This window comes from Streptomyces sp. NPDC041129 (genome assembly GCF_055592265.1).
The window spans coordinates 1,830,615-1,853,533 of sequence record NZ_JBVIYV010000001.1 but is presented as its reverse complement, the minus strand read 5'-3'; the positions used below and the strand labels follow the sequence as shown (position 1 = coordinate 1,853,533).

The following is a 22,919-nucleotide window of genomic DNA, read 5'->3' as shown; positions in this document are numbered from 1 at the left end:
GGTTGATAGGCCGGATCTGGAAGCCAGGTAACTGGTGGAGGTGACCGGTACTAATAGGCCGAGGGCTTGTCCTCAGTTGCTCGCGTCCACTGTGTTGGTTCTGAAACCACGAACAGCCCCACGTTGCCACAGCGTGGTCCGGTTGTCAGTTTCATAGTGTTTCGGTGGTCATAGCGTGAGGGAAACGCCCGGTTACATTCCGAACCCGGAAGCTAAGCCTCACAGCGCCGATGGTACTGCAGGGGGGACCCTGTGGGAGAGTAGGACGCCGCCGAACAATCTTTGGGAAAACCCCCGCATCGAAAGATGCGGGGGTTTTCTGCGTTCAGGGCATTATCCGGTCCCCGAGGGGACCGAGAACGCCTGTGGCTCAGAGTCGGCCGGCCGCCTTCAGAGCAAGGTAGGCGTCCGCCAGTGCGGGAGCCAGATCGTCGGGCGTCTCGTCCACGACCGTCACGCCGTGGCGGCGCAGCTGCTCGGCCGTGCGCTGCCGTTCGGTCTGTGCCTGCGCACCGGCAGCGGCCTCGTACACGGCCTCCGTGTTCCCTCGTGCCTGCGCCATTCGCGCGATGTGAGGATCGGCGACCGAGGCCACCAGGACCGTGTGGCGCTGGGTGAGCTGGGGCAGCACGGGCAGCAGGCCCTGCTCTACGGGAGCGGCGTCGAGCGTCGTGAGCAGCACGATCAGAGAGCGGCGCGGAGCCGTACGCAGAGCGGTCGCAGTCAGCCCGCGCGCGTCCGTCTCCACGAGTTCCGGTTCCAGCGTGGCCAGCGCGTTGACCAGGGACGGCAGGACATCGCCGGCCGCACGGCCCTGGACCCGGGCGCGGACCCGCCGGTCGTAGGCCAGTAGTTCGACGCGGTCACCGGCCCGGGAGGCGAGTGCCGCCAGAAGCAGGGCCGCGTCCATCGAGGCGTCCAGGCGCGGTGCGTCACCCACCCGGCCGGCCGACGTGCGGCCGGTGTCGAGGACCAGAAGGATGTGACGGTCGCGCTCGGGCCGCCAGGTGCGCACCGCGACTGCGGACTGCCGGGCGGTGGCACGCCAGTCGATCGAGCGGGTGTCGTCACCGGGGACGTACTCCCGCAGGCTGTCGAACTCGGTGCCCTCGCCGCGGGTCAGCACGCTCGTGCGGCCGTCGAGCTCGCGCAGCCGGGCGAGTTTGGACGGCAGGTGCTTGCGGCTGGTGAACGGGGGCAGAACTCGCACCGTCCACGGCACCTTGTGCGTGCCCTGGCGGGAGAAGAGGCCCAGGGGGCCGTAGGAGCGGATCGTGACACGGTCGGCCTGGCGGTCGCCGCGCCGGGTGGGACGCAGCCGGGTCGTCACGCGTCGGCGTTCGCCGGCCGGGACGGTGACGCGGTGCCGTGAGCCCGCGGCCTCGGTGCCGGACTGCCAGCTGCTGGGCGGCCATGCGTCCCGTAGGTGTGCGCGCAGGGGACGGCCGGTCGGATTGGTGACGGTGAGTGTGACGTCGGCGGTCTCGCCGAGGCGTGTGGAAGTGTCGCCCGAGCGGGACAGGCCGAGCCGTCGTACCGGAGCCGCGAGGGCGAAGTCGCAGGCGCAGGCCAGGGCGACGGAGCCGTTGACCGCGAGGATGCCCGTCCAGCCCGGCTCCAGGATGCCGACGGGGATCGAACCGAGGGCCGCCAGGAGGGCGGCGCGTCCGGTGACTGCCATCAGCGGGGGACCGGGACGTGGGCGAGGATGGCGTTGATGACGGAGTCGGTGGTCACGCCTTCCATCTCGGCCTCGGGCCGGAGCTGGATCCGGTGGCGCAGGGTGGGCAGGGCGAGAGCCTTGACGTCGTCGGGGATGACGTAGTCGCGGCCCGTCAGCCAGGCCCAGGCGCGCGAGGTGGCCAGTAGAGCGGTCGCGCCGCGGGGGGAGACCCCGAGGGTGAGGGACGGCGACTCACGGGTGGCGCGGCAGATGTCCACCACATAGGCGGTGATCTCGGGGGAGATGCTCGTCTTGGCGACGGCTGCGCGCGCCGCTTCCAGGTCGGCCGGGCCGGCGACCGGGCGTACGCCGGCGGCGCGCAGGTCACGAGGGTTGAAGCCGGAGGCGTGGCGGGTCAGGACGTCGATCTCGTCCTGGCGGGAGGGCAGAGGGATGGTCAGCTTGAGGAGGAAGCGGTCCAGCTGGGCCTCGGGGAGGGGGTAGGTGCCCTCGTACTCCACCGGGTTCTGGGTCGCGGCGACGAGGAACGGGTCGGGGAGCGGGCGTGGTGTGCCGTCGACCGTCACCTGGCGTTCCTCCATGGCTTCCAGCAGGGAGGACTGGGTCTTGGGCGGGGTGCGGTTGATCTCGTCCGCGAGCAGCAGGTTCGTGAAGACCGGGCCGGGCTGGAAGGAGAACTCGGCGGTCCGCGTGTCGTAGACGAGGGAGCCGGTGACGTCGCTCGGCATCAGGTCGGGGGTGAACTGGACTCGCTTCGTGTCGAGTTCGAGTGCGGACGCGAGTGCGCGGACGAGCAACGTCTTGGCGACGCCGGGGACTCCTTCCAGGAGAACGTGTCCGCGGCAGAGGAGGGCGACGACGAGGCCGGTCACGGCGGGGTCCTGGCCGACCACGGCTTTGGCGATCTCGCTGCGCAGGGCTTCCAGGGAGGCTCGGGCCGCGTCCGGGTTCCCGGTGGTCCCGGCGTTGTCAGTGGTCGGGTCCATCATGAACGGCGAACCTCTCTTTCGAGGGCGTCGAGTTGGTCGGTGAGTGCGATGAGGGCCGCGTCGTCGCCTGGCGGCGGCCCGAAGAGGAGCGGTTGCAGGTTCTGCCCGTCGCCGTGGAGATGGGCGGACAGGGCGGGAAGCAGGGCCTCGGGCGCGTGCGCCTGGGCGGCGGGAACGCCGACGAGCGGGGCGAGACGCGTCCGGGTGGTGGAGCGGAGAGCGGCGGCCGCGCGGTCGCGGGCGTTGGCTGCGCGGTAGAGGCGGGCGCGGCCTTCGGCGGTCTCGGAGGCGCGGATCGCGACGGGGAGTTTCTCGGGCACGAGCGGGCCGAACCGGCGTGCCCTCCAGAAGGCGGCGACCACCGCGGCGATGAACAGCTGCAGGGTGCCCCAGAGCCAGCCGGACGGAAGCAGGTCGAGGAAGGACTTCTGGTCGCCGGAGTCGGCGTTCGAGCCGTCGGAGAGCGAGGGGAGGTACCAGACCAGATGGGGACGGGAGCCGAGGAGCTGGAGGGCGAGCGAGGCGTTGCCCTGATCGTCGAGTCGCTTGTTGTAGAGGATGTCGGGCGCGCCGAGCACCACGGTGTCGCCGCCGCCGGAGGCCGCCGGGACACGGAGCAGGGTGGCGAGGCGTTCGCTGGGGTAGCACGAGTCGGCGTCGAGGTGGGTGGTGGTGTAGCGGATGCCGCCGGTGTCGGCGCTGCCCGCGCGGCGGGCCTCGGGAAGGGCGCAGTGGGGGGCGCGTGTCGAGCCCATGCTGGTGGCGGGGTCCGCGGTGACCCCGGGCGCGAGGCGTTCGACCGACCAGCTTCCGGCCGCGACGAGGACGGTGCGTCCACCGGAGGCCGCGGTGGCGGAGTGCAGCCGGGACTGTTGCCGATGGGTCATCAGGTCGGGTACGGCGACCAGGAGCGTGGTGTCCGGACCGGCCGCGGCGCGTGCCGCGCCGAGCGTGGTGACGACGCGCGTGGAGACGCCCCGGTCGGCGAGGAGTTCCGCGACGGCCCGGCTGCCGTAGGGGTCCGTCGAGCGCGGGTCGAGTGCGCCGTGCCGGGCCTGGGAGCGGACGGCGGCGATCGCCACGGCGGCGACCAGGACCAGCACCACGGCGAGTGCGATGCCTCGAGAGCGGGTCCAGAGCCGGCGGGCGGTGGGCGACGCCGACGTGGACGGCACAGAGACCTCGGTGCTCATTCGGGGGCCCCCTGGCCGCTGCTGTGGGCCGTGCTGGTGGCGCTGCTCGCCAGGTCGGGCCTGCTGCGTTCCAGGTCGCGGTCGAGTTCGGCGATGCGCTGGTACGCCTGCTCGCCGGATCGGCGCCCGCCGTATGTGACGTCGTCGAACTCCCGGGCGGCGGAGCGCAGCCGGTCCGTGTGCGCGGGCAGGGTGCGGCCGGCCTCGGCGGCGGCTTCGTCGGCGGTGCGGCCGGGGCGTACGTCGAGCAGGGCCCGTTCCTCCAGGGAGCGGACGATGGCCCGCATGCGCTCCTGGACGGCGTGGTTCCAGTGGCCCTGGGCGGCGTGGGCCTCGGCGGCCGCCCGGTGTTCGGCGGCGCTGCGGGGGCGGTCGTCGAACAGGGTCGCGGTGGAGACGGGGGTGCGGCGGGGGGTGCCCAGGCGCCACCACAGAGCGGCCAGGACGGTCACGACGACCAGGACGACGATGAGAAGGCCGAGCGCGCCGCCCGGCGTCGCGGACGCCGCGGTGTCCAGCAGATGGCCGACCCAGTCCCAGAACGCGTTCAGGGCCCGCTGGATCAGGCCGGGGTCGTTCTCGTGGTACATCCGCTTCGACAGCTCGCGGCGCGCGGCTTCCCGCGCCGGGTCACGCGGAATGGTGACCGGCGGCTCGTCGCCCGAGCCGTCCGCCGCCAGGACGCCGGTGCGGGCGGTGACGCCCAGCAGGCCGCGTACGGCCGATCCGGCGGCGCCCGGCAGGGTCGGGGCCGCCGTGAGAACTCCCCCCGTCAGGTTCACCGCATCAGCTCCCCGGTACGGGGCCGGGGACGGGGGTGCCGGGGCCGTTTCCCTGGACACCGGCGGCGCGGACCAGTTCGAGGTCGAGGGCCTCGCGGCGGATGCGCTGGTCGATGTACAGCAGCACGGTGACGCCCGCGGTGATCGGCAGCGTGAGCATGGCGCCGATCACCGAGCCGATGCCGCTGATGACCAGGAAGGTCCAGCCGGCGTTCTGGCTGCCGGTGGTGAAGAAGCTCGTCATGCCGTCGCCGCCGGCGGCGCCGGCGATGAGGGCGAAGGGGATCACGACGAGGGACGAGACGATGTTGGCGATGACCCCGGCGAGCATCTGGATGCCCAGGACGCGCCACCAGGAGCCGCGGACCAGCTTCGCGGAGCGGCTCATCGACCGCACGATGCTCTGCCGCTCCAGCATCAGCGCCGGCGAGGCGAGGGAGAAGCGGACGGTCAGCCAGATCGCGACGACGGCGGCGGCCAGGATGCCGAGGACGAGCAGGGCGATACCGGCCCCCTCGTTCCCGCCGAGGACGAGGACGAGGATGCCGGGCAGCGCGCCGCCGAACACCACGCCCACGGAGATGAGGCCGAGCAGGAGGAGCAGGCCGAACAGCTTGGGCACCTGCGGGCGGGCGTCCCGCCAGGCCTCGCCGGTACTGACCGGTTTGCCGAGGACGGCACGGCTGGTGACGGTCGTCAGCAGGGCGGTCGCGACGATGGAGCCGACGACGGAGATCACGGCCACGACGGAGGTGCCGGCCATGAGCGTGCCGAGGGCCCGGAGTATCTCGCTTCCGGAGGCGCTCGGGTCGCTGAGGGCGTCGGTGGTCTCGTTGCCGTTCAGCAGGAAGCCCTGCAGCAGGATCATGCCGAGCTGGGTGACCACCGCGACCGTCAGCGAGATGCCGAGGACCGTGCGCCAGTGGGTGCGCATGGTGGAGACGGCGCCGTCGAGGATCTCGCCGACGCCGAGCGGGCGCAGCGGGATCACACCGGGCTTGGCCGCGGGCGGGGGCCCGCCCCAGCCGCCGCCCCAGCCCCCGCCGTAGCCGCCGGGGGCGCCGTAACCGCCGTAGCCGCCGGGAGGGCCGCCGTAGGGACCCCCTGCGGGGCCGCCGGGAGGGCCGCCGCCCCAGCCCGTGCCGGGCGGTGGCGGGGGCGGAGGAGCCTGGCCGGGGCTCGGTGCGCCCGTGGGCGCGGACCACTGGCCGGGTGGAGGCTGCTCGTCGGACCATTTCGCGCCCTGGGCCTGCGTGTCCCAGCCCGGCTGCGCGGCGGGCTCGGCGGAGCCGGGGCGGTCGGCGGGCCGGTCGGGGCCGGACGCGCCGGGTTCCCGCCCGTCGGACGACGGGGCGGATCCGGGCGAGGCCCAGCCCGGAGTGTCAGTCATCGAAGCTCCTTCACGGTGCCCGTCCGCGGACGCGGCGGCAGGTTGGCAGACATCGTGCCATGGGGTGGTCATCGGATGACCGGCCGCGGTAGGCGCTGGACTCCTTCAATTGTCCGCCGGTTCCGGGGCAGACTGACCGCATGGCTGATCAGTACGCGCAATCCGGCGAGGACAAGCGGCCGGCCGAGATACCTGCGATCCGATGGGAGGAACCGCCCGAAGGCCCCGTGCTGGTCCTTCTCGACCAGACGAGGCTGCCGGCCGAGGAGGTCGAGCTCGTGTGCACGGACGCTCCGGCGCTGGTGGAGGCGATCCGCTCGCTCGCCGTGCGGGGCGCACCGCTGCTCGGGATCGCCGGGGCGTACGGCGTCGCACTCGCCGCCGCGCGGGGGTTCGACGTCGAGGAGGCCGCGGCGGCGCTCGAGAGCGCCCGGCCCACCGCCGTGAACCTCTCCGTCGGGGTGCGCAGGGCGGCGTCCGCTCATCGCGCGGCGCTCGCCAGTACCGGCGACCCCACCGCGGCGGCGACGGCGGCGCTGGCCGCGGCGCGCACCGTGCACCAGGAGGACGCCGAGGCCAGCGGGCGGATGGCGGCCCACGGGCTGGCGCTGCTGGACGAGCTGCTGCCGGGTGGCGGGCACCGCGTCCTGACCCACTGCAACACCGGATCACTGGTCTCCGGCGGGGAGGGGACGGCGTTCGCGGTGGCCCTCGCCGCGCACCGAGAGGGGCGGCTGCGCAGGCTGTGGGTGGACGAGACGCGTCCGCTGCTGCAGGGCGCGCGCCTGACGGCGTACGAGGCGGCGCGGCGCGGTATGGCCTACACCCTGCTCACCGACAACGCGGCCGGGTCGCTGTTCGCGGCGGGTGAGGTGGACGCGGTGCTGATCGGCGCGGACCGGATCGCGGCCGACGGCTCGGTGGCGAACAAGGTGGGGAGCTATCCGCTCGCGGTGCTCGCCCGCTACCACCATGTGCCCTTCATCGTGGTGGCTCCCGTGACGACGGTGGATCCCGGCACTCCGGACGGGGCGTCCATCGAGGTCGAGCAGCGCCCCGGCTACGAGGTGACCGACGTCCTGGCCCCTCAGATGCCGGTGACGGGAGCGGGCGGCGGCATCGCGGTGGCGCCCCTGGGGACCCAGGCGTACAACCCGGCGTTCGACGTGACGCCGCCCGAGCTGGTGACGGCGATCGTCACCGAGGAGGGCGCGGTCTCACCCGTGACGGCCGAGGCGCTCGCGGAACTGTGCGCCCGGTCACGCCACGTGACGCCCGGCTGACCACGCCGGGGAGTATCGGTGAGGACCCGAGCGCCAGAAGGCGGGGGAGGGCCCGGCAGCGGCGTGATCGGCAGGCCCGGCGGCGCCGGGGGCAGACAGTGACGGCTCCGTACGACTATCGTCACAGGCCAGTGAGCTGCCTCACCTGCACCTCTGTCGTCGTTACGAGAATGGGATGATGTCGTTTATGAAGGGACGAGTCCTTGTCGTCGACGACGACACCGCACTGGCCGAGATGCTCGGTATTGTGCTGCGTGGTGAAGGTTTTGAGCCGTCTTTCGTAGCCGACGGCGACAAGGCGCTGGCCGCTTTCCGGGAGTCCAAGCCCGATCTGGTGCTGCTGGACCTGATGCTGCCCGGCCGGGACGGCATCGAGGTGTGCCGCCTGATCCGGGCCGAGTCCGGGGTGCCGATCGTGATGCTCACGGCCAAGAGCGACACCGTGGACGTCGTCGTGGGCCTGGAGTCGGGCGCCGACGACTACATCGTGAAGCCGTTCAAGCCGAAGGAGCTGGTGGCCCGTATCCGGGCGCGGCTGCGGAGGTCGGAGGAGCCGGCGCCGGAGCAGCTCACCATCGGTGACCTGGTGATCGACGTGGCCGGGCACTCGGTGAAACGCGACGGGCAGTCGATCGCGCTGACCCCGCTCGAGTTCGATCTGCTGGTCGCCCTCGCCCGCAAGCCGTGGCAGGTGTTCACCCGCGAGGTGCTGCTGGAGCAGGTGTGGGGCTACCGGCACGCCGCGGACACGCGGCTCGTCAATGTGCATGTCCAGCGGCTGCGCTCCAAGGTCGAGAAGGACCCGGAGCGGCCGGAGATCGTGGTGACCGTTCGTGGTGTCGGATACAAGGCCGGGCCGAGCTGACATGTCCGGAGACAGTGCCGCTTCGGCCCCCGGCCGGTCCGGGACCCGTCCGGAGCGGCCTGTCGGCCGGAAGACGACGGGTTCGCGCTGGGGACGCCTCTTCGAGGGCGGACTGCTGCAGGGCGGGGTCCAGGGCAGCCCGGTCCTCCGTCTGTTCATGCGCTGGGTGCGACGTCCGCTGCTGCCCGTCATGCGGCTGTGGCGGCGCAACATCCAGCTCAGGGTGGTCGCCACGACCCTGCTGATGTCGCTGGGCGTCGTCCTGCTGCTGGGCTTCGTCGTCATCGGGCAGGTGCGCAACGGTCTGCTGGACGCGAAGGTCAAGGCGTCGCAGAGCCAGGCCACCGGAGGCTTCGCCGTGGCCAAGCAGAAGGCCGACGAGGCCGCCGGCGGCACGGGCACCGGCACAGGCACGGCCCCGGTGTCCGGTGACGACACCGACACCACCGACGGACGGCAGTCGCAGAACGTCATCCAGTGGATGAGCGACCTCGTCGAGTCGCTGGCCAGCGGCGGCGCCGGCGCGTTCGACGTCGTGACGCTGCCCGTGGGCGACGACAGCGGGGGCGGGCGCAGCCCGCGCGGCTCGGGCAAGGTCAACCCGTCCTCCAGCGTGCCCGCCGACCTGCGCGACCGCGTCAACAGCAGTACGACGGCCGCCCAGAGCTATACCCGGATCGTCTACTCCAACGCCAAGGACTCCCAGCCGGCGCTGGTCATCGGCAAACAGGTCAACGACCCGAACGGCCACCCCTACGAGCTGTACTACCTCTTCCCGCTCACGCAGGAGGAGAAGTCCCTGAGCCTGGTCAAGGGCACGCTCGCGACCGCGGGACTCTTCGTCGTCGTACTCCTCGGGGCGATCGCCTGGCTGGTGGTGCGGCAGGTGGTCACACCGGTGCGGATGGCGGCCGGGATCGCGGAGCGGTTGTCCGCCGGGCGGCTGCAGGAGCGGATGAAGGTCACCGGCGAGGACGACATCGCACGTCTGGGCGAGGCCTTCAACAAGATGGCGCAGAACCTGCAGGTGAAGATCCAGCAGATGGAGGACCTGTCGCGGATGCAGCGGCGGTTCGTCTCCGACGTCTCGCACGAGCTGCGCACACCGCTGACGACCGTGCGGATGGCCGCCGACGTCATCCACGAGGCGCGGGAGGACTTCGACCCGGTGACCGCCCGGTCGGCCGAGCTGCTCGCCGACCAGCTCGACCGGTTCGAGTCGCTGCTCGCGGACCTGCTGGAGATCAGCCGCTTCGACGCGGGCGCCGCGGCGCTGGAGGCCGAGCCGATAGACCTGCGGGACGTGGTGCGCCGGGTGGTCGGCGGGGCCGAGCCGCTCGCCGAGCGCAAGGGCACCCGCATCCGCGTGATCGGCGACCAGCAGCCCGTCGTCGCCGAGGCCGACGCCCGGCGGGTGGAGCGCGTCCTGCGCAACCTCGTCGTCAACGCCGTCGAGCACGGCGAGGGCAAGGACGTCGTCGTCAGGCTCGCCGCCGCGGGCGGCGCTGTCGCCGTCGCGGTGCGCGACTTCGGCGTGGGCCTCAAGCCCGGTGAGGCGACCCGGGTCTTCAGCCGCTTCTGGCGGGCCGACCCGGCACGCGCGCGTACCACCGGCGGTACCGGCCTGGGCCTGTCGATCGCCCTGGAGGACGCCCGTCTGCACGGCGGCTGGCTGCAGGCCTGGGGCGAGCCGGGCGGCGGCTCCCAGTTCCGGCTGACCCTGCCGCGCACCGCGGACGAACCCCTGCGGGGCTCGCCGATACCGCTGGAGCCGAAGGACTCGCGGCGCAACCGCGGACTCGACGACGCGGGCCTGTCCCGCGGGAGCGAGGAGAAGCGGGCGACCGTTCCGGTGCAGCCGGGCGGCGGCCAGGTACCGCCGCTGCCCGCGCGTGCCTCGCGTCTCGCCACGGTGACGCCCGCCGTCGACCCGAGCGCGCTGCCCGGCAACGGCGCGCGCGTGGTGCCCCGGCCGGCCGGCGGCGCACGGCGACCCGAGGACAGGCCTGGCCCGCGGCAGGCGGCCGACACAGACGCGGGCCGTCCGGAACAGACCGGACCAGAGGACGCGACCGAGCCAGGGGAGGCATTTCGTGGGCGATGACCGCGAGGGGGGCGCCCGGCACCGACCGGGACGCGCGGTGGCCTACGCAGTCTGCGGGGCCGTTCTGCTGTCCGGATGCGCGTCGATGCCCGACAGCGGGGATCTGCGGGACGTCGAATCCACACCGCGGCAGGACACCGGCGTGCGCGTGTTCGCCATGCCGCCCGCCGAGGACGCCGAGCCCAGCGAGATCATGCAGGGCTTCCTGGAGGCGCTGACCAGCGACGATCCGGAGTACGACACCGCGCGCAAATATCTGACGGCCGACGCCGCGCGCACCTGGCGGCCGGAGCAGTCGGCCACGGTCCTCGCGAACGGGCCGAGCGTCGTGCCCGACCACCAGCCGGCCGGCCGGGAGGCCGCAGACACCCTCACCTACGTCCTCGCGGGCACCCGGGTCGCCACCGTCGACGCGCGGCAGGCCTACGCGCCCGCCGACGGGTCCTACCGCAACCGGGTGCACCTCGCCAAGGACGCGAAGAGCGGGCAGTGGCGCATCGACTCGCTGCCCCAGGGCGTCGTCATGGGCAAGACGGACTTCCAGCGCAACTACACGTCGGTCAGCAAGTACTACTTCGCCTCCACCACGACGGTCAGGACGACCGGGCAGCCGGTCGCGGTCGCCGACCCGGTGTTCGTCCGCAGCAAGGTGGACCCGATGACCCAGGTGGTCCGGTCCCTGCTGGCCGGTCCCACCACCTGGCTCGGGCCGGTGGTCAGGTCCAGCTTCCCGACCGGTACCGACCTGCGGAAGGGTGTGTCGGGCCTCGTGCCGGACGACCAGAACAGGCTGACGGTGCCGCTGAACGCCAAGGTCTCCCGGATCGGGTCCGCCCGGTGCACGGAGATGGCGACCCAGCTCCTCTTCACGCTGCGGAACCTGACGCCGACGCTGGAGTCGGTCGAGCTGCAGGGGCCCGGCGGGCAACGGCTGTGCGACCTGACCGAGGAGGGGGCCGAGTCGGCCGCCTGGCACGCCTCGGCACAGCGCCCCGACAACCTGTACTTCCTCGACGGCAAGCACCGGCTGGTGCGGCTGCCCACCGGGAGCCCCGGGACCGGCGCCGTCCCGGTGCCGGGCCCGCTGGGCCGCGGTGAGCGGCAGTTGCGGTCGGTGGCCGTCTCGCGGGACGAGCGCACCGTCGCCGGGATCGGCGCCGACAGCAGGAACCTGTACGTGTCCTCGCTGGAGCCGGACGGTTCGCTCGGCGACCCGGTGGTCAGCAGCGAGGGGGAGGGCGCGGACGACCGGCTCACCACGCCGAGCTGGGACGCAGGCGGCGACCTGTGGGTGGCCGACCGCGACCCGCGCGATCCCAAGCTGTACGTCGTGGAGCAGGGCGTCGGCAAAGCCGTCCGGGTCACCGTCCCCGACCTGCCCGGACACATCAGGGACGTGCGGGTGGCCGCCGACGGGGCGCGGGTCGCGCTGGTCGTGGAGAAGGACGGCAAGCAGTCGCTGCTCATCGGCCGGATCGCACGCGACGAGGACGCCGGTGAGAGCCCCGCGGTCGTCGGACTGCGTCCCGCCGCGCCCGATCTGGAGCAGATCACCGCCATGGCCTGGGCGGGGGACAGCCGGCTGGTCGCCGTCGGCCTCGAACAGGGCGGCGTGCACCAGATGCGGTACGTGCAGGTCGACGGCTCCTCCCTGGACGGTCCGGCACCGGCCGCGCTGTCCGGCGTGATGGCGATCGCCGCGTCCGAGGACGAGCGGGCGCCGCTGGTGGCCTACTCGGAAGAGGACGGGATCGTGCGGCTGCCGTCGGGGGCGCAGTGGCAGAAGGTGGACAAGGACGGGACGGCACCGGTCTACCCGGGCTGACCCGGTCTACCCGGCCGGCCCGGCCTGGCCCGCGGTCCACCCGGGCCGGTCCGGGACGGCACCGCTTCCCGGGTTGTCCACAGGGCGTTGTCCACAGGGGTGGCGGACCGTCCCGGACCTCGGCACAGTGGTGCGCATGCGGGGGTGGTGGCGGGACCTCACCGACCTGGTGCTGCCGACCGAGTGCGCGGGCTGCGGGGCACCTCGTACGGCGCTGTGCCCGCGCTGCCGAACCGTCCTGCGGGCGACCCCGCCACGCCGGGTGCGGCCGCTGCCGGAGCCGCCCGGGCTGCCGGTGGTGCACGCGGCGGCCCCCTACGGTGGAGCGGTACGGGAGTTGCTCCTCGCCCACAAGGAGCGGGGTGCTCTCGCGCTCGCCGGCGTCCTGGGCGCCGCTCTGGCGGGAGCCGTGCGCGCGGGTCTCCAACCGGCCGGCCCCGGTTCCGGACCGCCGGTACGACCTGGGCCGCCGGCCGTGCTGCTCGTACCCGTGCCCTCCGCCCGCTGGGCCGTACGGGCACGCGGGCACGATCCGGTGCGGCGCATGGCGCTCGCGGCGGCCGGGGAGCTGCGGCGTACCGGGACACCGGCCCGGGTCGCCGCCGTGCTGCGGCAGCGGCGGCTGGTGGCGGACCAGGCAGGACTCGACGCGCGCCGGCGCCTGGAGAACCTCGCGGGCGCACTGGAGGTGACGGCGGGCGGGGCGCGGCTGCTGGCCGGAGGCGCGGTGGTCCTCGTCGACGACCTGATCACGACCGGAGCGAGTCTCACGGAGGCGGCACGGGCCCTGCGGGAGGTGGCCGTAATCCACCGCGATGGCGCAACCGCCGTGTACGCGGCCGCAACCCGGGAAGGTAGGGAGGAACGACGGATCGGAGCACGACCGGAGAAGGAGCAGTGGGTGCATGATGCACCGGAGAATGCGGCACGGAACGCCGCCGGAGAGATGCTCCGCGCAGCCGTGATCGCCGCTCCTCGGGATTCTTTCGAAATAAGCAGGAACTGACCGCGAAGTTGCATCGTTGCAGGTAGTAACGGGGCTAATTCACCTGAACGGAGGTACGCCGCAGTAGAGGGTGACGACATCCGTCCGGGCGAGATATGTTCGGTTGTGAGGAAAGGCGCAGGCCACACCTCTTCAATCGGAATGCCGTGCAGCGGGTTTTCCGCATTGACCCGCGCCGGTGGGGTGGAGATCTTGCCCATGGGGGAGGAGGAGGTGGAAGTCACCGAGTCCGAGGTTCCGGTGCTCACCGGGACCTGGTGCAAAAGGGAGATGCTCCGCCGATGGAGCGGAGCGATCCGGGAACGGAGTTCTGCGTGGACATCGTCGTCAAGGGCCGCAAGACCGAGGTGCCCGAGCGGTTCCGCAAGCACGTGGCCGAGAAGCTGAAGCTGGAGAAGATCCAGAAGCTCGATGGCAAGGTGATCAGCCTCGACGTCGAGGTGTCCAAGGAGCCCAACCCTCGTCAGGCCGACCGCTGCGACCGAGTGGAGATCACCCTCCGCTCCCGCGGTCCGGTGATCCGGGCGGAGGCAGCGGCCAGTGATCCGTATGCGGCACTCGATCTGGCGGCGGAGAAACTGGACGCGAGGCTGCGCAAGCAGCACGACAAGCGGTTCTCGCGCCGTGGCGCACGCCGGATCCCGGCGGCCGAGGTCGCCGACCACGTCCCCGGCGCGGCGACGCTCAACGGCAACGGCATGCCCGTCCACGAGGAAGACACGGACGCAGTGCCGACGAAGAAGATCGGCTCGCTCGAGGTCAAGGGCGAAGGCCCCCTCATCGTCCGCGAGAAGACCCACGTCGCCTCCCCGATGAGCCTCGACCAGGCTCTCTACGAGATGGAACTGGTCGGCCACGACTTCTACTTGTTCATCGACTCCGAGACGAAGGAGCCGAGCGTCGTCTACCGGCGACACGCCTACGACTACGGCGTCATCCACCTCAGCACGGACCCGATGGTGGCTGAGGCGCAGCCGCCCGCGGCGGGCGGCACGCTGGGTGGCTGATCCACCCAGTACAAGCTGAGCCGGTGCCCCTGGAAGCGCGCGTGCGCCCCCAGGGGCACCGGTGTGCGCCCACTTGGCGCCCCGCTCGTCGCCTCGGTGACGTCCGGGCATGGAATCATGGCCGCACCGGCCCAACCGGTGGGCCGCTGCCTTGGGTTGGCGATGGCACAGGACCACAGGCCACAGCCTTCAGGGGGAGGAACGATGGCGGACACCTTCGGACCGATGCGAGACGCCGACGCCCACGACGGTGTCATCGGAACGGACCAGGACACGGACGCTCCACGCAAGGAACCGATCAGAGTCCTGGTGGTGGACGACCACGCCCTTTTCCGTCGCGGCCTGGAGATCGTGCTCGCGGCCGAGGAGGACATCCAGGTCGTCGGTGAGGCGGGCGACGGAGCCGAGGCCGTGGACAAGGCCGCGGATCTGCTGCCCGACATCGTGCTGATGGACGTGCGGATGCCCAAGCGGGGCGGGATCGAGGCCTGCACCTCCATCAAGGAGGTCGCTCCCAGCGCGAAGATCATCATGCTGACGATCAGCGACGAGGAGGCCGACCTCTACGACGCGATCAAGGCGGGCGCGACCGGATATCTCCTCAAGGAGATCTCGACGGACGAGGTGGCCACCGCCATCCGCGCGGTGGCCGACGGCCAGTCGCAGATCAGCCCGTCCATGGCCTCCAAACTCCTCACCGAGTTCAAGTCGATGATCCAGCGCACCGACGAACGCCGGCTGGTGCCGGCGCCCCGGCTGACCGATCGTGAGCTGGAGGTCCTCAAGCTCGTAGCCACCGGGATGAACAACCGCGACATCGCCAAGGAACTGTTCATCTCCGAGAACACCGTGAAGAACCACGTGCGCAACATCCTGGAGAAGCTGCAGCTGCACTCCCGGATGGAAGCGGTGGTCTACGCGATGCGGGAGAAGATCCTCGAGATCCGCTAGGCGGCCTCAGCCGAGCAGAAGGGCGAGTTCCCGGGTGAGTTGCCCGCGCAGCTCGGGCGCGTCCACACGCTCCACCCGGACGTCCGCGCAGTCCACCCAGCTCGCCGCCTCGACCAGCGCCTGGGCCACCGCCGGGACCGCCTTCGCCCCGTCCAGGGTGACCTGCCGGGCCACCAGCGTGCGACCCTCGCGGGCCGGGTCGACGCGGCCGACCAGCCGGCCGCCCGCCAGCACCGGCATCGCGAAGTAGCCGTGGATCCGCTTCTGCTTGGGGACGTAGGCCTCGAGGCGGTGGGTGAAGCCGAAGATCCGCTCCGTGCGCGCACGCTCCCAGATCAGCGAGTCGAACGGGGAGAGCAGGGTGGTGCGGTGCCGGCCGCGCGGCGGCGCGGCGAGAGCGGCCGGATCCGCCCAGGCGGGCTTGGACCAGCCCGCCACCTCGACCGGCACCAGACCCGAGTCGGCGATCACAGCGTCCACCTGCTCGCCCTTGAGACGGTGGTAGTCGGCGATGTCCGCCCGCGTGCCGACGCCCAGGGCCTCACCGGCCAGCCGGACCAGACGGCGCACGCACTCGGTGTCGTCCAGCTCGTCGTGCAACAACGCGTCCGGGATCGCCCGTTCGGCCAGGTCGTACACCCGCTTCCAGCCGCGGCGCTCGACGCACACCACCTCGCCGTACATCAGGGCGCGCTCCACCGCGACCTTGGTGCCGGACCAGTCCCACCAGTCGCTGGTCTTCTTCGCGCCGCCCAGCTCCGTGGCGGTGAGCGGGCCTTCGGCGCGCAGCTGCTTGACGACCTGGTCGTAGACACCGTCGGGCAACTGGTGGTTCCAGTGCGGGCGGTTGCGGTAGGCGCGCCGGCGGAACGCGAAGTGGGGCCACTCCTCGACCGGGAGGATGCACGCGGCGTGCGACCAGTACTCGAAGGCGTGGGGGGGCGCGGACGCGCCCGCCGCCGGTGTCTTCCAGTAGGCGGCCTCGACGGTCCTGCGGCCGACCGCGCCCAGGCGTGCGTACGGGATCAGCTCGTGGGAACGGGCGAGCACCGAGATGGTGTCGAGCTGGACCGCGCCGAGGTGGCGGAGCACCCCGCGGACGCCGGCCCGCCGGTCGGGCGCGCCGAGGAAGCCCTGGGCCCGCAGGGCGATACGGCGGGCGTCGTCCGCGGTGAGGGTGGTGGTGGGGCGCGGAAGGGTCGTCATGGATCGGACGATAGAGGCCGCCACTGACAACGGGGCACGAGCTGCGGTTTCGCCGGAACGCGGTCAGCCGCGCGCGGGCAGGTACGGAGCCGTCGACGACAGGCCCAGGTCCGAGGGGAGCAGGGAGCCCACCCAGCAGTCGCGGCGCACACCCTTGTTGTTGACGCCCGAGCGCAAGGTGCCCTCGACCGTGAAACCGGCGCGTTCGGCCACCGCGCGCGAGGCCACGTTGCCGACCTCCGCGCGCCACTCCAGACGGTCGACGGACAGAGCGGTGAAGGCCCAGCGGGCGGCGGCGAGCGTGGCCTCGGTGACGTATCCGCGGCCGCGGTGCTCCCTGACGGCCCAGAAGCCGACCTCGCCGACGCCCAGCGCCCGCATCGTGATGCCGAGCATGCCCGTCAGCTCCCCTCCGGGGAGGAAGAGGCCGAAGGTGTACATCGAGTCGCAGGCCCAGCCGTCGGGCACCATCTGCCCGGTGAAACCCTCGGCGTGCTCACGCAGATACGGCGAGGGGAACTGGGAGATCCAGCGCTGCGTGTCCGGATCCTGCGCGGCCCGGTACACCGCCTCGGTGTCGTCGGGACCGACCGTGCGCAGCAGGAGACGGTCGGTGGTGAGCGTGACGGGTTCCATCGGCCGATTCTGGGCGCACGGCACGCGCCACGCCAGGTTTTTCGCCGTGTGTGAGCGGGCGGTCACATTTCGCGCAATTCCCCGCCGAGGTGCGGCACTATCCGCCGTGGCCGTCCGTTGTCCATGGTGAAGCAGCCGTCGCGCCGCCAGGCCTCCCGGCGCAGCCGGGTCCTCGCATACGATGGCCGTTGCTCAGTACGTCAGAAGGAAACCCGACCGTCCCAGGCCCGACCGGCAAGGAGACCAGCCCCCGTGTCCGTCCTCTCGAAGATCATGCGTGCAGGCGAAGGCAAGATCCTGCGCAAGCTGCACCGCATCGCGGACCAGGTCAACTCCATCGAAGAGGACTTCGTCGACCTCTCCGACGCCGAGCTGCGTGGCCTCACCGAGGAGTACAAGCAGCGGTACGCCGATGGTGAGAGCCTGGACGACCTCCTCCCGGAGGCGTTCGCCACCGTCCGCGAGGCGGCCAAGCGCGTCCTCGGCCAGCGGCACTACGACGTGCAGCTCATGGGCGGCGCCGCGCTCCACCTCGGCTACGTGGCGGAGATGAAGACCGGTGAGGGCAAGACCCTCGTCGGTACGCTCCCCGCCTACCTGAACGCCCTGTCCGGCAAAGGCGTCCACCTCATCACGGTGAACGACTACCTGGCCGAGCGCGACTCCGAGATGATGGGGCGCGTCCACAAGTTCCTCGGTCTCGAAGTCGGCTGCATCCTCGCCAACATGGCGCCGGCCCAGCGCCGCGAGCAGTACGCCTGCGACATCACCTACGGCACGAACAACGAGTTCGGCTTCGACTACCTGCGCGACAACATGGCGTGGTCCCAGGACGAACTCGTCCAGCGCGGTCACAACTTCGCCATCGTCGACGAGGTCGACTCCATCCTCGTCGACGAGGCCCGTACACCGCTGATCATCTCCGGCCCGGCCGACCAGGCCACCAAGTGGTACGGCGACTTCGCCAAGCTCGTCCTCCGCCTCAAGCGCGGCGAGGCCGGCAACCCGCTCAAGGGCATGGAGGAGACCGGCGACTACGACGTCGACGAGAAGAAGCGCACGGTCGCCATCCACGAGTCCGGTGTCAGCAAGGTCGAGGACTGGCTGGGCATCGACAACCTCTACGAGTCGGTGAATACCCCGCTCGTGGGCTACCTGAACAACGCCATCAAGGCCAAGGAACTCTTCAAGAAGGACAAGGACTACGTCGTCATCGACGGCGAAGTCATGATCGTCGACGAGCACACCGGCCGTATCCTCGCCGGCCGCCGCTACAACGAGGGCATGCACCAGGCGATCGAGGCGAAGGAAGGGGTGGACATCAAGGACGAGAACCAGACGCTCGCCACGATCACCCTGCAGAACTTCTTCCGCCTCTACAACAAGCTCTCCGGCATGACCGGTACGGCGATGACCGAGGCCGCCGAGTTCCACCAGATCTACAAGCTCGGCGTCGTCCCGATCCCGACCAACAAGCCGATGGTCCGCAAGGACCAGTCGGACCTGATCTACCGCACCGAGGTGGCCAAGTTCGAGGCGGTCGTCGACGACATCGCCGAGAAGCACGAGAAGGGCCAGCCGATCCTCGTCGGCACGACGTCCGTCGAGAAGTCGGAGTACCTGTCCCAGCAGCTCAGCAAGCGCGGCATCCAGCACGAGGTGCTGAACGCCAAGCACCACGAGCGTGAGGCGTCGATCGTCGCGCAGGCCGGCCGCAGGGGCGCCGTGACCGTGGCCACCAACATGGCCGGCCGCGGTACGGACATCAAGCTCGGCGGCAACCCCGAGGACCTCGCCGAGGCGGAGCTGCGGCAGCGCGGCCTCGACCCCGAGGAGCACATCGAGGAGTGGGCGCACGCGCTGCCCGCCGCCCTGGAGAAGGCCGAGCAGGCGGTCAGGGCCGAGAAGGAAGAGGTCGAGGACCTCGGCGGGCTGTACGTGCTGGGCACCGAGCGGCACGAGTCGCGCCGTATCGACAACCAGCTTCGCGGTCGTTCCGGCCGGCAGGGCGACCCCGGCGAGTCCCGCTTCTACCTCTCCCTCGGCGACGACCTGATGCGCCTGTTCAAGGCCCAGATGGTCGAGCGCGTGATGTCGATGGCGAACGTGCCGGACGACGTGCCGATCGAGAACAAGATGGTCACGCGCGCGATCGCGTCCGCGCAGTCGCAGGTCGAGCAGCAGAACTTCGAGACCCGTAAGAACGTCCTGAAGTACGACGAGGTGCTCAACCGGCAGCGCGAGGTCATCTACGGCGAGCGCCGTCGCGTCCTGGAGGGCGAGGACCTGCAGGAGCAGATCCAGCACTTCATGGACGACACGATCGACGCGTACGTCGCCGCGGAGACCGCCGAGGGCTTCCCCGAGGACTGGGACCTGGACCGGCTGTGGGGTGCCTTCAAGCAGCTCTACCCGGTGAAGATCACCGTCGAGGAGCTGGAGGACGCGGCCGGTGACCGGGCCGGTCTGACCGCCGAGTTCATCTCCGAGTCCATCAAGGACGACATCCACGAGCAGTACGCGTCCCGTGAGACGCAGCTCGGCTCCGAGATCATGCGTGAGCTGGAGCGGCGGGTCGTGCTGTCGGTCCTGGACCGCAAGTGGCGCGAGCACCTCTACGAGATGGACTACCTGCAGGAGGGCATCGGCCTGCGCGCGATGGCGCAGAAGGACCCGCTGGTCGAGTACCAGCGCGAGGGCTTCGACATGTTCACCGCCATGATGGAGGGCATCAAGGAGGAGTCCGTCGGCTACCTGTTCAACCTGGAGGTCCAGGTCGAGCAGCAGGTGGAGGAGGTGCCGGTCGAGGAGGCCGAGCCGGTCGCCGAGGGTGTCCAGGACCATGTGCCGGCCCAGGCGGGCGCGCGTCCGGAGATCCGGGCCAAGGGGCTGGACGTTCCGCAGCGGCGGGATCTGCACTTCTCCGCGCCGACCGTGGACGGTGAGGGCGGCATCCTGGAGCGGGACCTCGAGGACGACGAGCCGGTCCGTTCCGAGTCCGACGGGCTGACGCGGGCGGAGCGGCGCCGGCAGGCCAAGGGCGGGCGGCGCCGCAAGAAGTAGCTGTGCCCGGCTTCAGCCGGTGGATTGGGGCCAGGTTCCTTCAGGAGCCTGGCCCCTTGGTCTGCGTGCCTGTGGTGCCTGTGTGTCTGTGCGGGTCAGTCCTCCGGGGTGTGGTGGGGCCTGGGGCCGAGTTCCACCGCTGTGCAGCGCCAGCGATGGTCGGCGCCCTGTTCCAGGCGGAAGGCCATGGCGCGCAGGTGATTGCCGGCGGCGATGCGGGCGAAGACCTCCAGAGCGCCGGCGCGGGGGACGTAGTAGCCGATGTCGCGGACGACGGGGCGGGTGCCGCGGGTGCGCAGCGGCCCCCGTTCGGCCAGGCGGGCGAGCTCGTCGTAGGCGCGTCCCGCGGTGTGCCGGAGCATCCAGTGGACGGGCCGCTGGCCGCTGAGGACGGCCAGCAGGCGGTCGGCGAAGAGGTCGGTGGGGCGGGGCCGCGCCACGGCCGTCACGGGCGCTGTGGCGGCCCGGCCGCGGACCGGGTTACGGGGCGGGGCGCCGCCCGGGCGACGGGAGTCGTTGCGGGTCGGAGGGCGGTGGCGCGGGCGGGGCTGAGCGGTGCCGCGGCTCATGACCTTGTTCATGGGTGTCCCCGTTCTGCGGGCCCGGATCGTACCGGGCGGTAACTCGCTGGTGGGGATCTTGTACGGGGGCGGGCGCCGGCATCGCAAGGAAGACGGGGTGCGTGGCGAGGGGCCGCGCAAGTTCACTTATCCGAGTGGTGCGGGCCCCCGGAAGTCCCGTGAACAGGCGGTGCGACCGGGTGAGGTGCGAGGCGCCGGGTGGACGCCGCCGGGGGTGTGGGCGGGGACTCGAAAGGGGACGGGCGCACGTATCCTGAAGGCCCGTCGACGACCAGGAAAGTGCGGCCAGCCATGCGCGTCTACGTCCCCCTGACCCTCCCCGGTCTCGCCGAGGCGCACAAGACGGGTGAGCTGGGGAGCGGCTCCTTCGTCGCGTACGGCGTCACGCCCGCGCTGCGCGAGTGGTACGTCTCCGACGACATCGAGGAGCTGGAGTACGCGGCGCTCGGCCGGGCCGCGCTGGCCTCGCTGCGGCTGCTTGCGCACGACCCCGGTGCCCGGCGGCGCCGGGTCGTGGTCGCCCTCGACGTGGCCGACGGCGCCGTCACGGCGGACCCCGGCCGCGGGCTCGATCCGGCCGCGCTCGGCGAGGTGACGGTGGCCGGCGCGGTGCCGCTGGCCAAGGCGGCCGCGGTGCACGTCGACGCCGATGACGCGGAGGAGGACGTGGCGGCGGCCGCGGCGGCGCTGGAGGCGGCCGACGGCGGGGACGACGACGCGCGGTTCGTCGTGGACGGGGCCGAGGACCACGAGCTGCTCTGGTACGCCACCCAGGAGATCCCCGGCCTGGTGGACCGGACCTAGGCCCGCTGCCCGGCCCCGGCCCGCCTTGATTGTCAGTGCGTGCGGGTACGGTCTTTGACATGGGGATGCACGCAGGCGCGCACATCGTCTGGGACTGGAACGGAACCCTCTTCCACGACAATGACGCGATCATCGGGGCGACGAACGCGGCCTTCGCCGAGCTGGGGCTGGCGCCGATCACGCTGGAGCAGTACAGGGCGCTGTACTGCGTGCCGGTGCCGAAGTTCTACGAGCGGCTGCTCGGGCGGCTGCCCACGGACGCCGAGTGGGAGCTGATGGACGGTGTCTTCCACCGGTACTACACGGAGCACCGGGTGCGGTGCGGCCTGACCGAGGGTGCGGCCGAGCTCCTCGCCGGCTGGCGGTCCGAGGGGAACAGCCAGTCGCTGCTGAGCATGTACGGCCACGAGGAGCTGGTACCGCTGGTGCGGGGCCTCGGCATCGAGGCGCACTTCCTGCGTGTGGACGGGCGCAAGGGGCCGTCCGGCGGCAGCAAGGCCGAGCACATGGTGCGGCATCTGGAGGCCCTTACCGAGGTGCGGGCCACGCGGACCGTGGTGATCGGCGACGCGGCGGACGACGCGGTGGCCGCCCGGCACGTGGGGGCGCGGGCGGTGCTGTACACCGGCGGGTCGCACAGCAGGGCCAGCCTGGAGGAGGTCGGAGTCCCGGTGGTGGACACACTGGCCGAGGCGGTCGCGGAGGCGCAGCGAATAGCCGCGTGAGCGGAGCCGGGAGTGCCGGTGCCCCGCGCTGCGGCGGGGCGGTTCGTCACGTCACCGGGGCCTTGGTCCTCAGCACCGTGAGGAACTCCCGCATCCAGGTCGGGTGGTCCGGCCAGGCGCGGGCCGAGACGAGGGTTCCGTCGACCACCGTCTCGGTGTCCTCGAAATGGGCTCCGGCGGCCTGCATGTCGAGTTCCAGGGCGGGATAGGCGGTGACCCGCCGCCCGCTGAGGCTGTCGATGGCGGCCGTGAGCAGCGGGCCGTGGCAGATCTGGGCGACGGGCTTGTCCGCGTCGAAGAACGCCTTGAGGATCTTGCGCAGCTCCGGGTCGTTGCGCAGGTACTCGGGGGCGCGGCCGCCGGGGATGACGAGGGCCGCGTACTGACCGGGGTCGACCTCGGCGAAGGCGAGGTCGGCGGGCCAGGTGTAGCCGGGTTTCTCGGTGTAGGTGTCGTAGCCGGGCTCGAAGTCGTGGACGACGAAGCGGAGCGTCTTGCGGGTGGGGGCCGCGATGTGGACGTCGTAGCCTTCCTCGAGCAGGCGCTGGTACGGGTAGAGGACCTCCAGGGACTCCGCTGCGTCGCCGGTGATGATGAGGATCTTCGCGGGCATGTCGGCTCCTCCTGGGCGGGCACGGCCCCCCTGCACGGGGACGGGGCTGTCCTGGGCAAGGTGCCCGCACCCGGCGCGCTTGCCAAGAGGGCCCGTCGTTTTCAGGGTGCGGCCCACCGCACCCTGACGCGACCCGATACCCCAGGCTGGTGCCCTCCCGGCCCCGTGCCCGCACATCGCGCGCCGCCGGATACGCCACCCGTCCCCACCCC

Annotated in this window: 19 protein-coding genes and 1 rRNA gene; 11 read left to right on the top strand and 9 right to left on the bottom strand. The window is 71.7% G+C overall.

The features are described 5' to 3' along the window. The first annotated feature begins 160 nt into the window (after positions 1-160). A 5S ribosomal RNA gene (gene rrf / locus ACZ6B1_RS08095) occupies positions 161-277 on the top strand. A gap of 93 nt (positions 278-370) precedes the next feature. Here rrf and ACZ6B1_RS08090 read toward each other — a convergent pair. From ACZ6B1_RS08090 to ACZ6B1_RS08070, 5 genes are read right to left on the bottom strand one after another with little or no spacing between them, the layout of a single operon-like run. After that, entirely contained in the window at positions 371-1,681 is a 1,311-nt protein-coding gene (locus ACZ6B1_RS08090; RefSeq protein WP_468775977.1) for a DUF58 domain-containing protein, read from the bottom strand. Beyond that, positions 1,681-2,670 carry an AAA family ATPase gene (locus tag ACZ6B1_RS08085; protein WP_468775976.1) on the bottom strand — a complete coding sequence of 330 codons (990 nt, stop codon included), beginning with the start codon at positions 2,668-2,670 and terminating at the stop codon, positions 1,681-1,683. The genes ACZ6B1_RS08090 and ACZ6B1_RS08085 overlap by 1 nt, the downstream gene beginning before the upstream one ends. Then, positions 2,670-3,866 carry a DUF4350 domain-containing protein gene (locus ACZ6B1_RS08080; protein WP_468775975.1) on the bottom strand — a complete coding sequence of 399 codons (1,197 nt, stop codon included), beginning with the start codon at positions 3,864-3,866 and terminating at the stop codon, positions 2,670-2,672. Before ACZ6B1_RS08080 ends, ACZ6B1_RS08085 begins: the two co-directional genes overlap by 1 nt. Next, positions 3,863-4,648 carry a DUF4129 domain-containing protein gene (locus ACZ6B1_RS08075; RefSeq protein WP_468775974.1) on the bottom strand — a complete coding sequence of 262 codons (786 nt, stop codon included), beginning with the start codon at positions 4,646-4,648 and terminating at the stop codon, positions 3,863-3,865. Before ACZ6B1_RS08075 ends, ACZ6B1_RS08080 begins: the two co-directional genes overlap by 4 nt. Before the next feature lie 4 nt (positions 4,649-4,652). Continuing rightward, on the bottom strand, positions 4,653-6,038 hold the full coding sequence (locus ACZ6B1_RS08070; RefSeq protein WP_468775973.1) for a DUF7847 domain-containing protein: 1,386 nt from the start codon (positions 6,036-6,038) through the stop codon (positions 4,653-4,655). Between the two features lie 140 nt (positions 6,039-6,178). Here ACZ6B1_RS08070 and mtnA point away from each other — a divergent pair, with 140 nt between their 5' ends. The 7 genes from mtnA (at position 6,179) to ACZ6B1_RS08035 (ending at position 15,079) form a co-directional block, all read left to right on the top strand. After that, on the top strand, positions 6,179-7,321 hold the full coding sequence (mtnA, locus tag ACZ6B1_RS08065; RefSeq protein ID WP_468775972.1) for an S-methyl-5-thioribose-1-phosphate isomerase: 1,143 nt from the start codon (positions 6,179-6,181) through the stop codon (positions 7,319-7,321). Between the two features lie 175 nt (positions 7,322-7,496). Further along, a complete protein-coding gene (gene mtrA, locus ACZ6B1_RS08060) occupies positions 7,497-8,186 on the top strand; it encodes a two-component system response regulator MtrA (protein WP_187279108.1) in 690 nt (229 codons plus the stop codon). A 1-nt stretch (position 8,187) separates the two neighbouring features. Continuing rightward, positions 8,188-10,290: an MtrAB system histidine kinase MtrB gene (gene mtrB / locus ACZ6B1_RS08055; RefSeq protein WP_468775971.1), complete on the top strand. Its 2,103-nt coding sequence runs from the start codon at positions 8,188-8,190 to the stop codon at positions 10,288-10,290. Then, positions 10,280-12,115: an LpqB family beta-propeller domain-containing protein gene (locus tag ACZ6B1_RS08050; protein WP_468775970.1), complete on the top strand. Its 1,836-nt coding sequence runs from the start codon at positions 10,280-10,282 to the stop codon at positions 12,113-12,115. Before mtrB ends, ACZ6B1_RS08050 begins: the two co-directional genes overlap by 11 nt. A gap of 136 nt (positions 12,116-12,251) precedes the next feature. Continuing rightward, positions 12,252-13,121 (top strand): ComF family protein, encoded by an 870-nt coding sequence (locus tag ACZ6B1_RS08045; RefSeq protein ID WP_468775969.1) that lies wholly within the window; start codon positions 12,252-12,254, stop codon positions 13,119-13,121. Positions 13,122-13,435: 314 nt separating this feature from the next. Beyond that, positions 13,436-14,128: a ribosome hibernation-promoting factor, HPF/YfiA family gene (gene hpf, locus ACZ6B1_RS08040; RefSeq protein WP_468776067.1), complete on the top strand. Its 693-nt coding sequence runs from the start codon at positions 13,436-13,438 to the stop codon at positions 14,126-14,128. A gap of 204 nt (positions 14,129-14,332) precedes the next feature. Next, positions 14,333-15,079 (top strand): response regulator, encoded by a 747-nt coding sequence (locus tag ACZ6B1_RS08035; protein ID WP_468775968.1) that lies wholly within the window; start codon positions 14,333-14,335, stop codon positions 15,077-15,079. A 6-nt stretch (positions 15,080-15,085) separates the two neighbouring features. On the opposite strand, the gene ACZ6B1_RS08030 is transcribed toward ACZ6B1_RS08035, so the two are convergent. Both ACZ6B1_RS08030 and ACZ6B1_RS08025 read right to left on the bottom strand, forming a co-directional pair. After that, the gene (locus ACZ6B1_RS08030; RefSeq protein ID WP_468775967.1) at positions 15,086-16,285 is read right to left on the bottom strand and encodes a winged helix-turn-helix domain-containing protein; all 1,200 of its coding nucleotides are present in this window, start codon (positions 16,283-16,285) and stop codon (positions 15,086-15,088) included. A gap of 63 nt (positions 16,286-16,348) precedes the next feature. Beyond that, positions 16,349-16,921 (bottom strand): GNAT family N-acetyltransferase, encoded by a 573-nt coding sequence (locus ACZ6B1_RS08025; protein WP_468775966.1) that lies wholly within the window; start codon positions 16,919-16,921, stop codon positions 16,349-16,351. Positions 16,922-17,173: 252 nt separating this feature from the next. Here ACZ6B1_RS08025 and secA point away from each other — a divergent pair, with 252 nt between their 5' ends. Beyond that, complete coding sequence (gene secA / locus ACZ6B1_RS08020) at positions 17,174-19,984, top strand: preprotein translocase subunit SecA (protein ID WP_468775965.1); 2,811 nt, start codon at positions 17,174-17,176, stop codon at positions 19,982-19,984. A 95-nt stretch (positions 19,985-20,079) separates the two neighbouring features. On the opposite strand, the gene ACZ6B1_RS08015 is transcribed toward secA, so the two are convergent. Continuing rightward, a complete protein-coding gene (locus ACZ6B1_RS08015; RefSeq protein ID WP_468775964.1) occupies positions 20,080-20,565 on the bottom strand; it encodes an Rv3235 family protein in 486 nt (161 codons plus the stop codon). A gap of 291 nt (positions 20,566-20,856) precedes the next feature. Between ACZ6B1_RS08015 and ACZ6B1_RS08010 the strand changes: the two genes are divergently transcribed. Both ACZ6B1_RS08010 and ACZ6B1_RS08005 read left to right on the top strand, forming a co-directional pair. Continuing rightward, a complete protein-coding gene (locus ACZ6B1_RS08010; RefSeq protein ID WP_468775963.1) occupies positions 20,857-21,369 on the top strand; it encodes a DUF6912 family protein in 513 nt (170 codons plus the stop codon). A 59-nt stretch (positions 21,370-21,428) separates the two neighbouring features. After that, positions 21,429-22,094, top strand: coding sequence for an HAD family hydrolase (locus tag ACZ6B1_RS08005; RefSeq protein WP_468775962.1), 666 nt, complete (start codon positions 21,429-21,431; stop codon positions 22,092-22,094). A 46-nt stretch (positions 22,095-22,140) separates the two neighbouring features. Here the strand turns inward: ACZ6B1_RS08005 and ACZ6B1_RS08000 are convergent, their stop codons facing one another. Continuing rightward, positions 22,141-22,707 (bottom strand): DJ-1/PfpI family protein, encoded by a 567-nt coding sequence (locus ACZ6B1_RS08000; RefSeq protein WP_468775961.1) that lies wholly within the window; start codon positions 22,705-22,707, stop codon positions 22,141-22,143. Positions 22,708-22,919: the final 212 nt, after the last annotated feature.

Bases quoted from the DNA above. Each gene is read 5' to 3' on its own strand.
- ACZ6B1_RS08010 (WP_468775963.1), top strand. From the start codon at position 20,857: ATGCGCGTCTACGTCCCCCTGACCCTCCCCGGTCTCGCCGAGGCGCAC.
- mtrB (WP_468775971.1), top strand. From the start codon at position 8,188: ATGTCCGGAGACAGTGCCGCTTCGGCCCCCGGCCGGTCCGGGACCCGT.
- ACZ6B1_RS08030 (WP_468775967.1), bottom strand. From the start codon at position 16,285: ATGACGACCCTTCCGCGCCCCACCACCACCCTCACCGCGGACGACGCC.
- mtrA (WP_187279108.1), top strand. From the start codon at position 7,497: ATGATGTCGTTTATGAAGGGACGAGTCCTTGTCGTCGACGACGACACC.
- ACZ6B1_RS08070 (WP_468775973.1), bottom strand. From the start codon at position 6,038: ATGACTGACACTCCGGGCTGGGCCTCGCCCGGATCCGCCCCGTCGTCC.
- ACZ6B1_RS08090 (WP_468775977.1), bottom strand. From the start codon at position 1,681: ATGGCAGTCACCGGACGCGCCGCCCTCCTGGCGGCCCTCGGTTCGATC.
- ACZ6B1_RS08035 (WP_468775968.1), top strand. From the start codon at position 14,333: ATGGCGGACACCTTCGGACCGATGCGAGACGCCGACGCCCACGACGGT.
- ACZ6B1_RS08000 (WP_468775961.1), bottom strand. From the start codon at position 22,707: ATGCCCGCGAAGATCCTCATCATCACCGGCGACGCAGCGGAGTCCCTG.
- ACZ6B1_RS08080 (WP_468775975.1), bottom strand. From the start codon at position 3,866: ATGAGCACCGAGGTCTCTGTGCCGTCCACGTCGGCGTCGCCCACCGCC.
- ACZ6B1_RS08025 (WP_468775966.1), bottom strand. From the start codon at position 16,921: ATGGAACCCGTCACGCTCACCACCGACCGTCTCCTGCTGCGCACGGTC.
- mtnA (WP_468775972.1), top strand. From the start codon at position 6,179: ATGGCTGATCAGTACGCGCAATCCGGCGAGGACAAGCGGCCGGCCGAG.
- ACZ6B1_RS08005 (WP_468775962.1), top strand. From the start codon at position 21,429: ATGGGGATGCACGCAGGCGCGCACATCGTCTGGGACTGGAACGGAACC.
- ACZ6B1_RS08045 (WP_468775969.1), top strand. From the start codon at position 12,252: ATGCGGGGGTGGTGGCGGGACCTCACCGACCTGGTGCTGCCGACCGAG.
- ACZ6B1_RS08015 (WP_468775964.1), bottom strand. From the start codon at position 20,565: ATGAACAAGGTCATGAGCCGCGGCACCGCTCAGCCCCGCCCGCGCCAC.
- ACZ6B1_RS08085 (WP_468775976.1), bottom strand. From the start codon at position 2,670: ATGGACCCGACCACTGACAACGCCGGGACCACCGGGAACCCGGACGCG.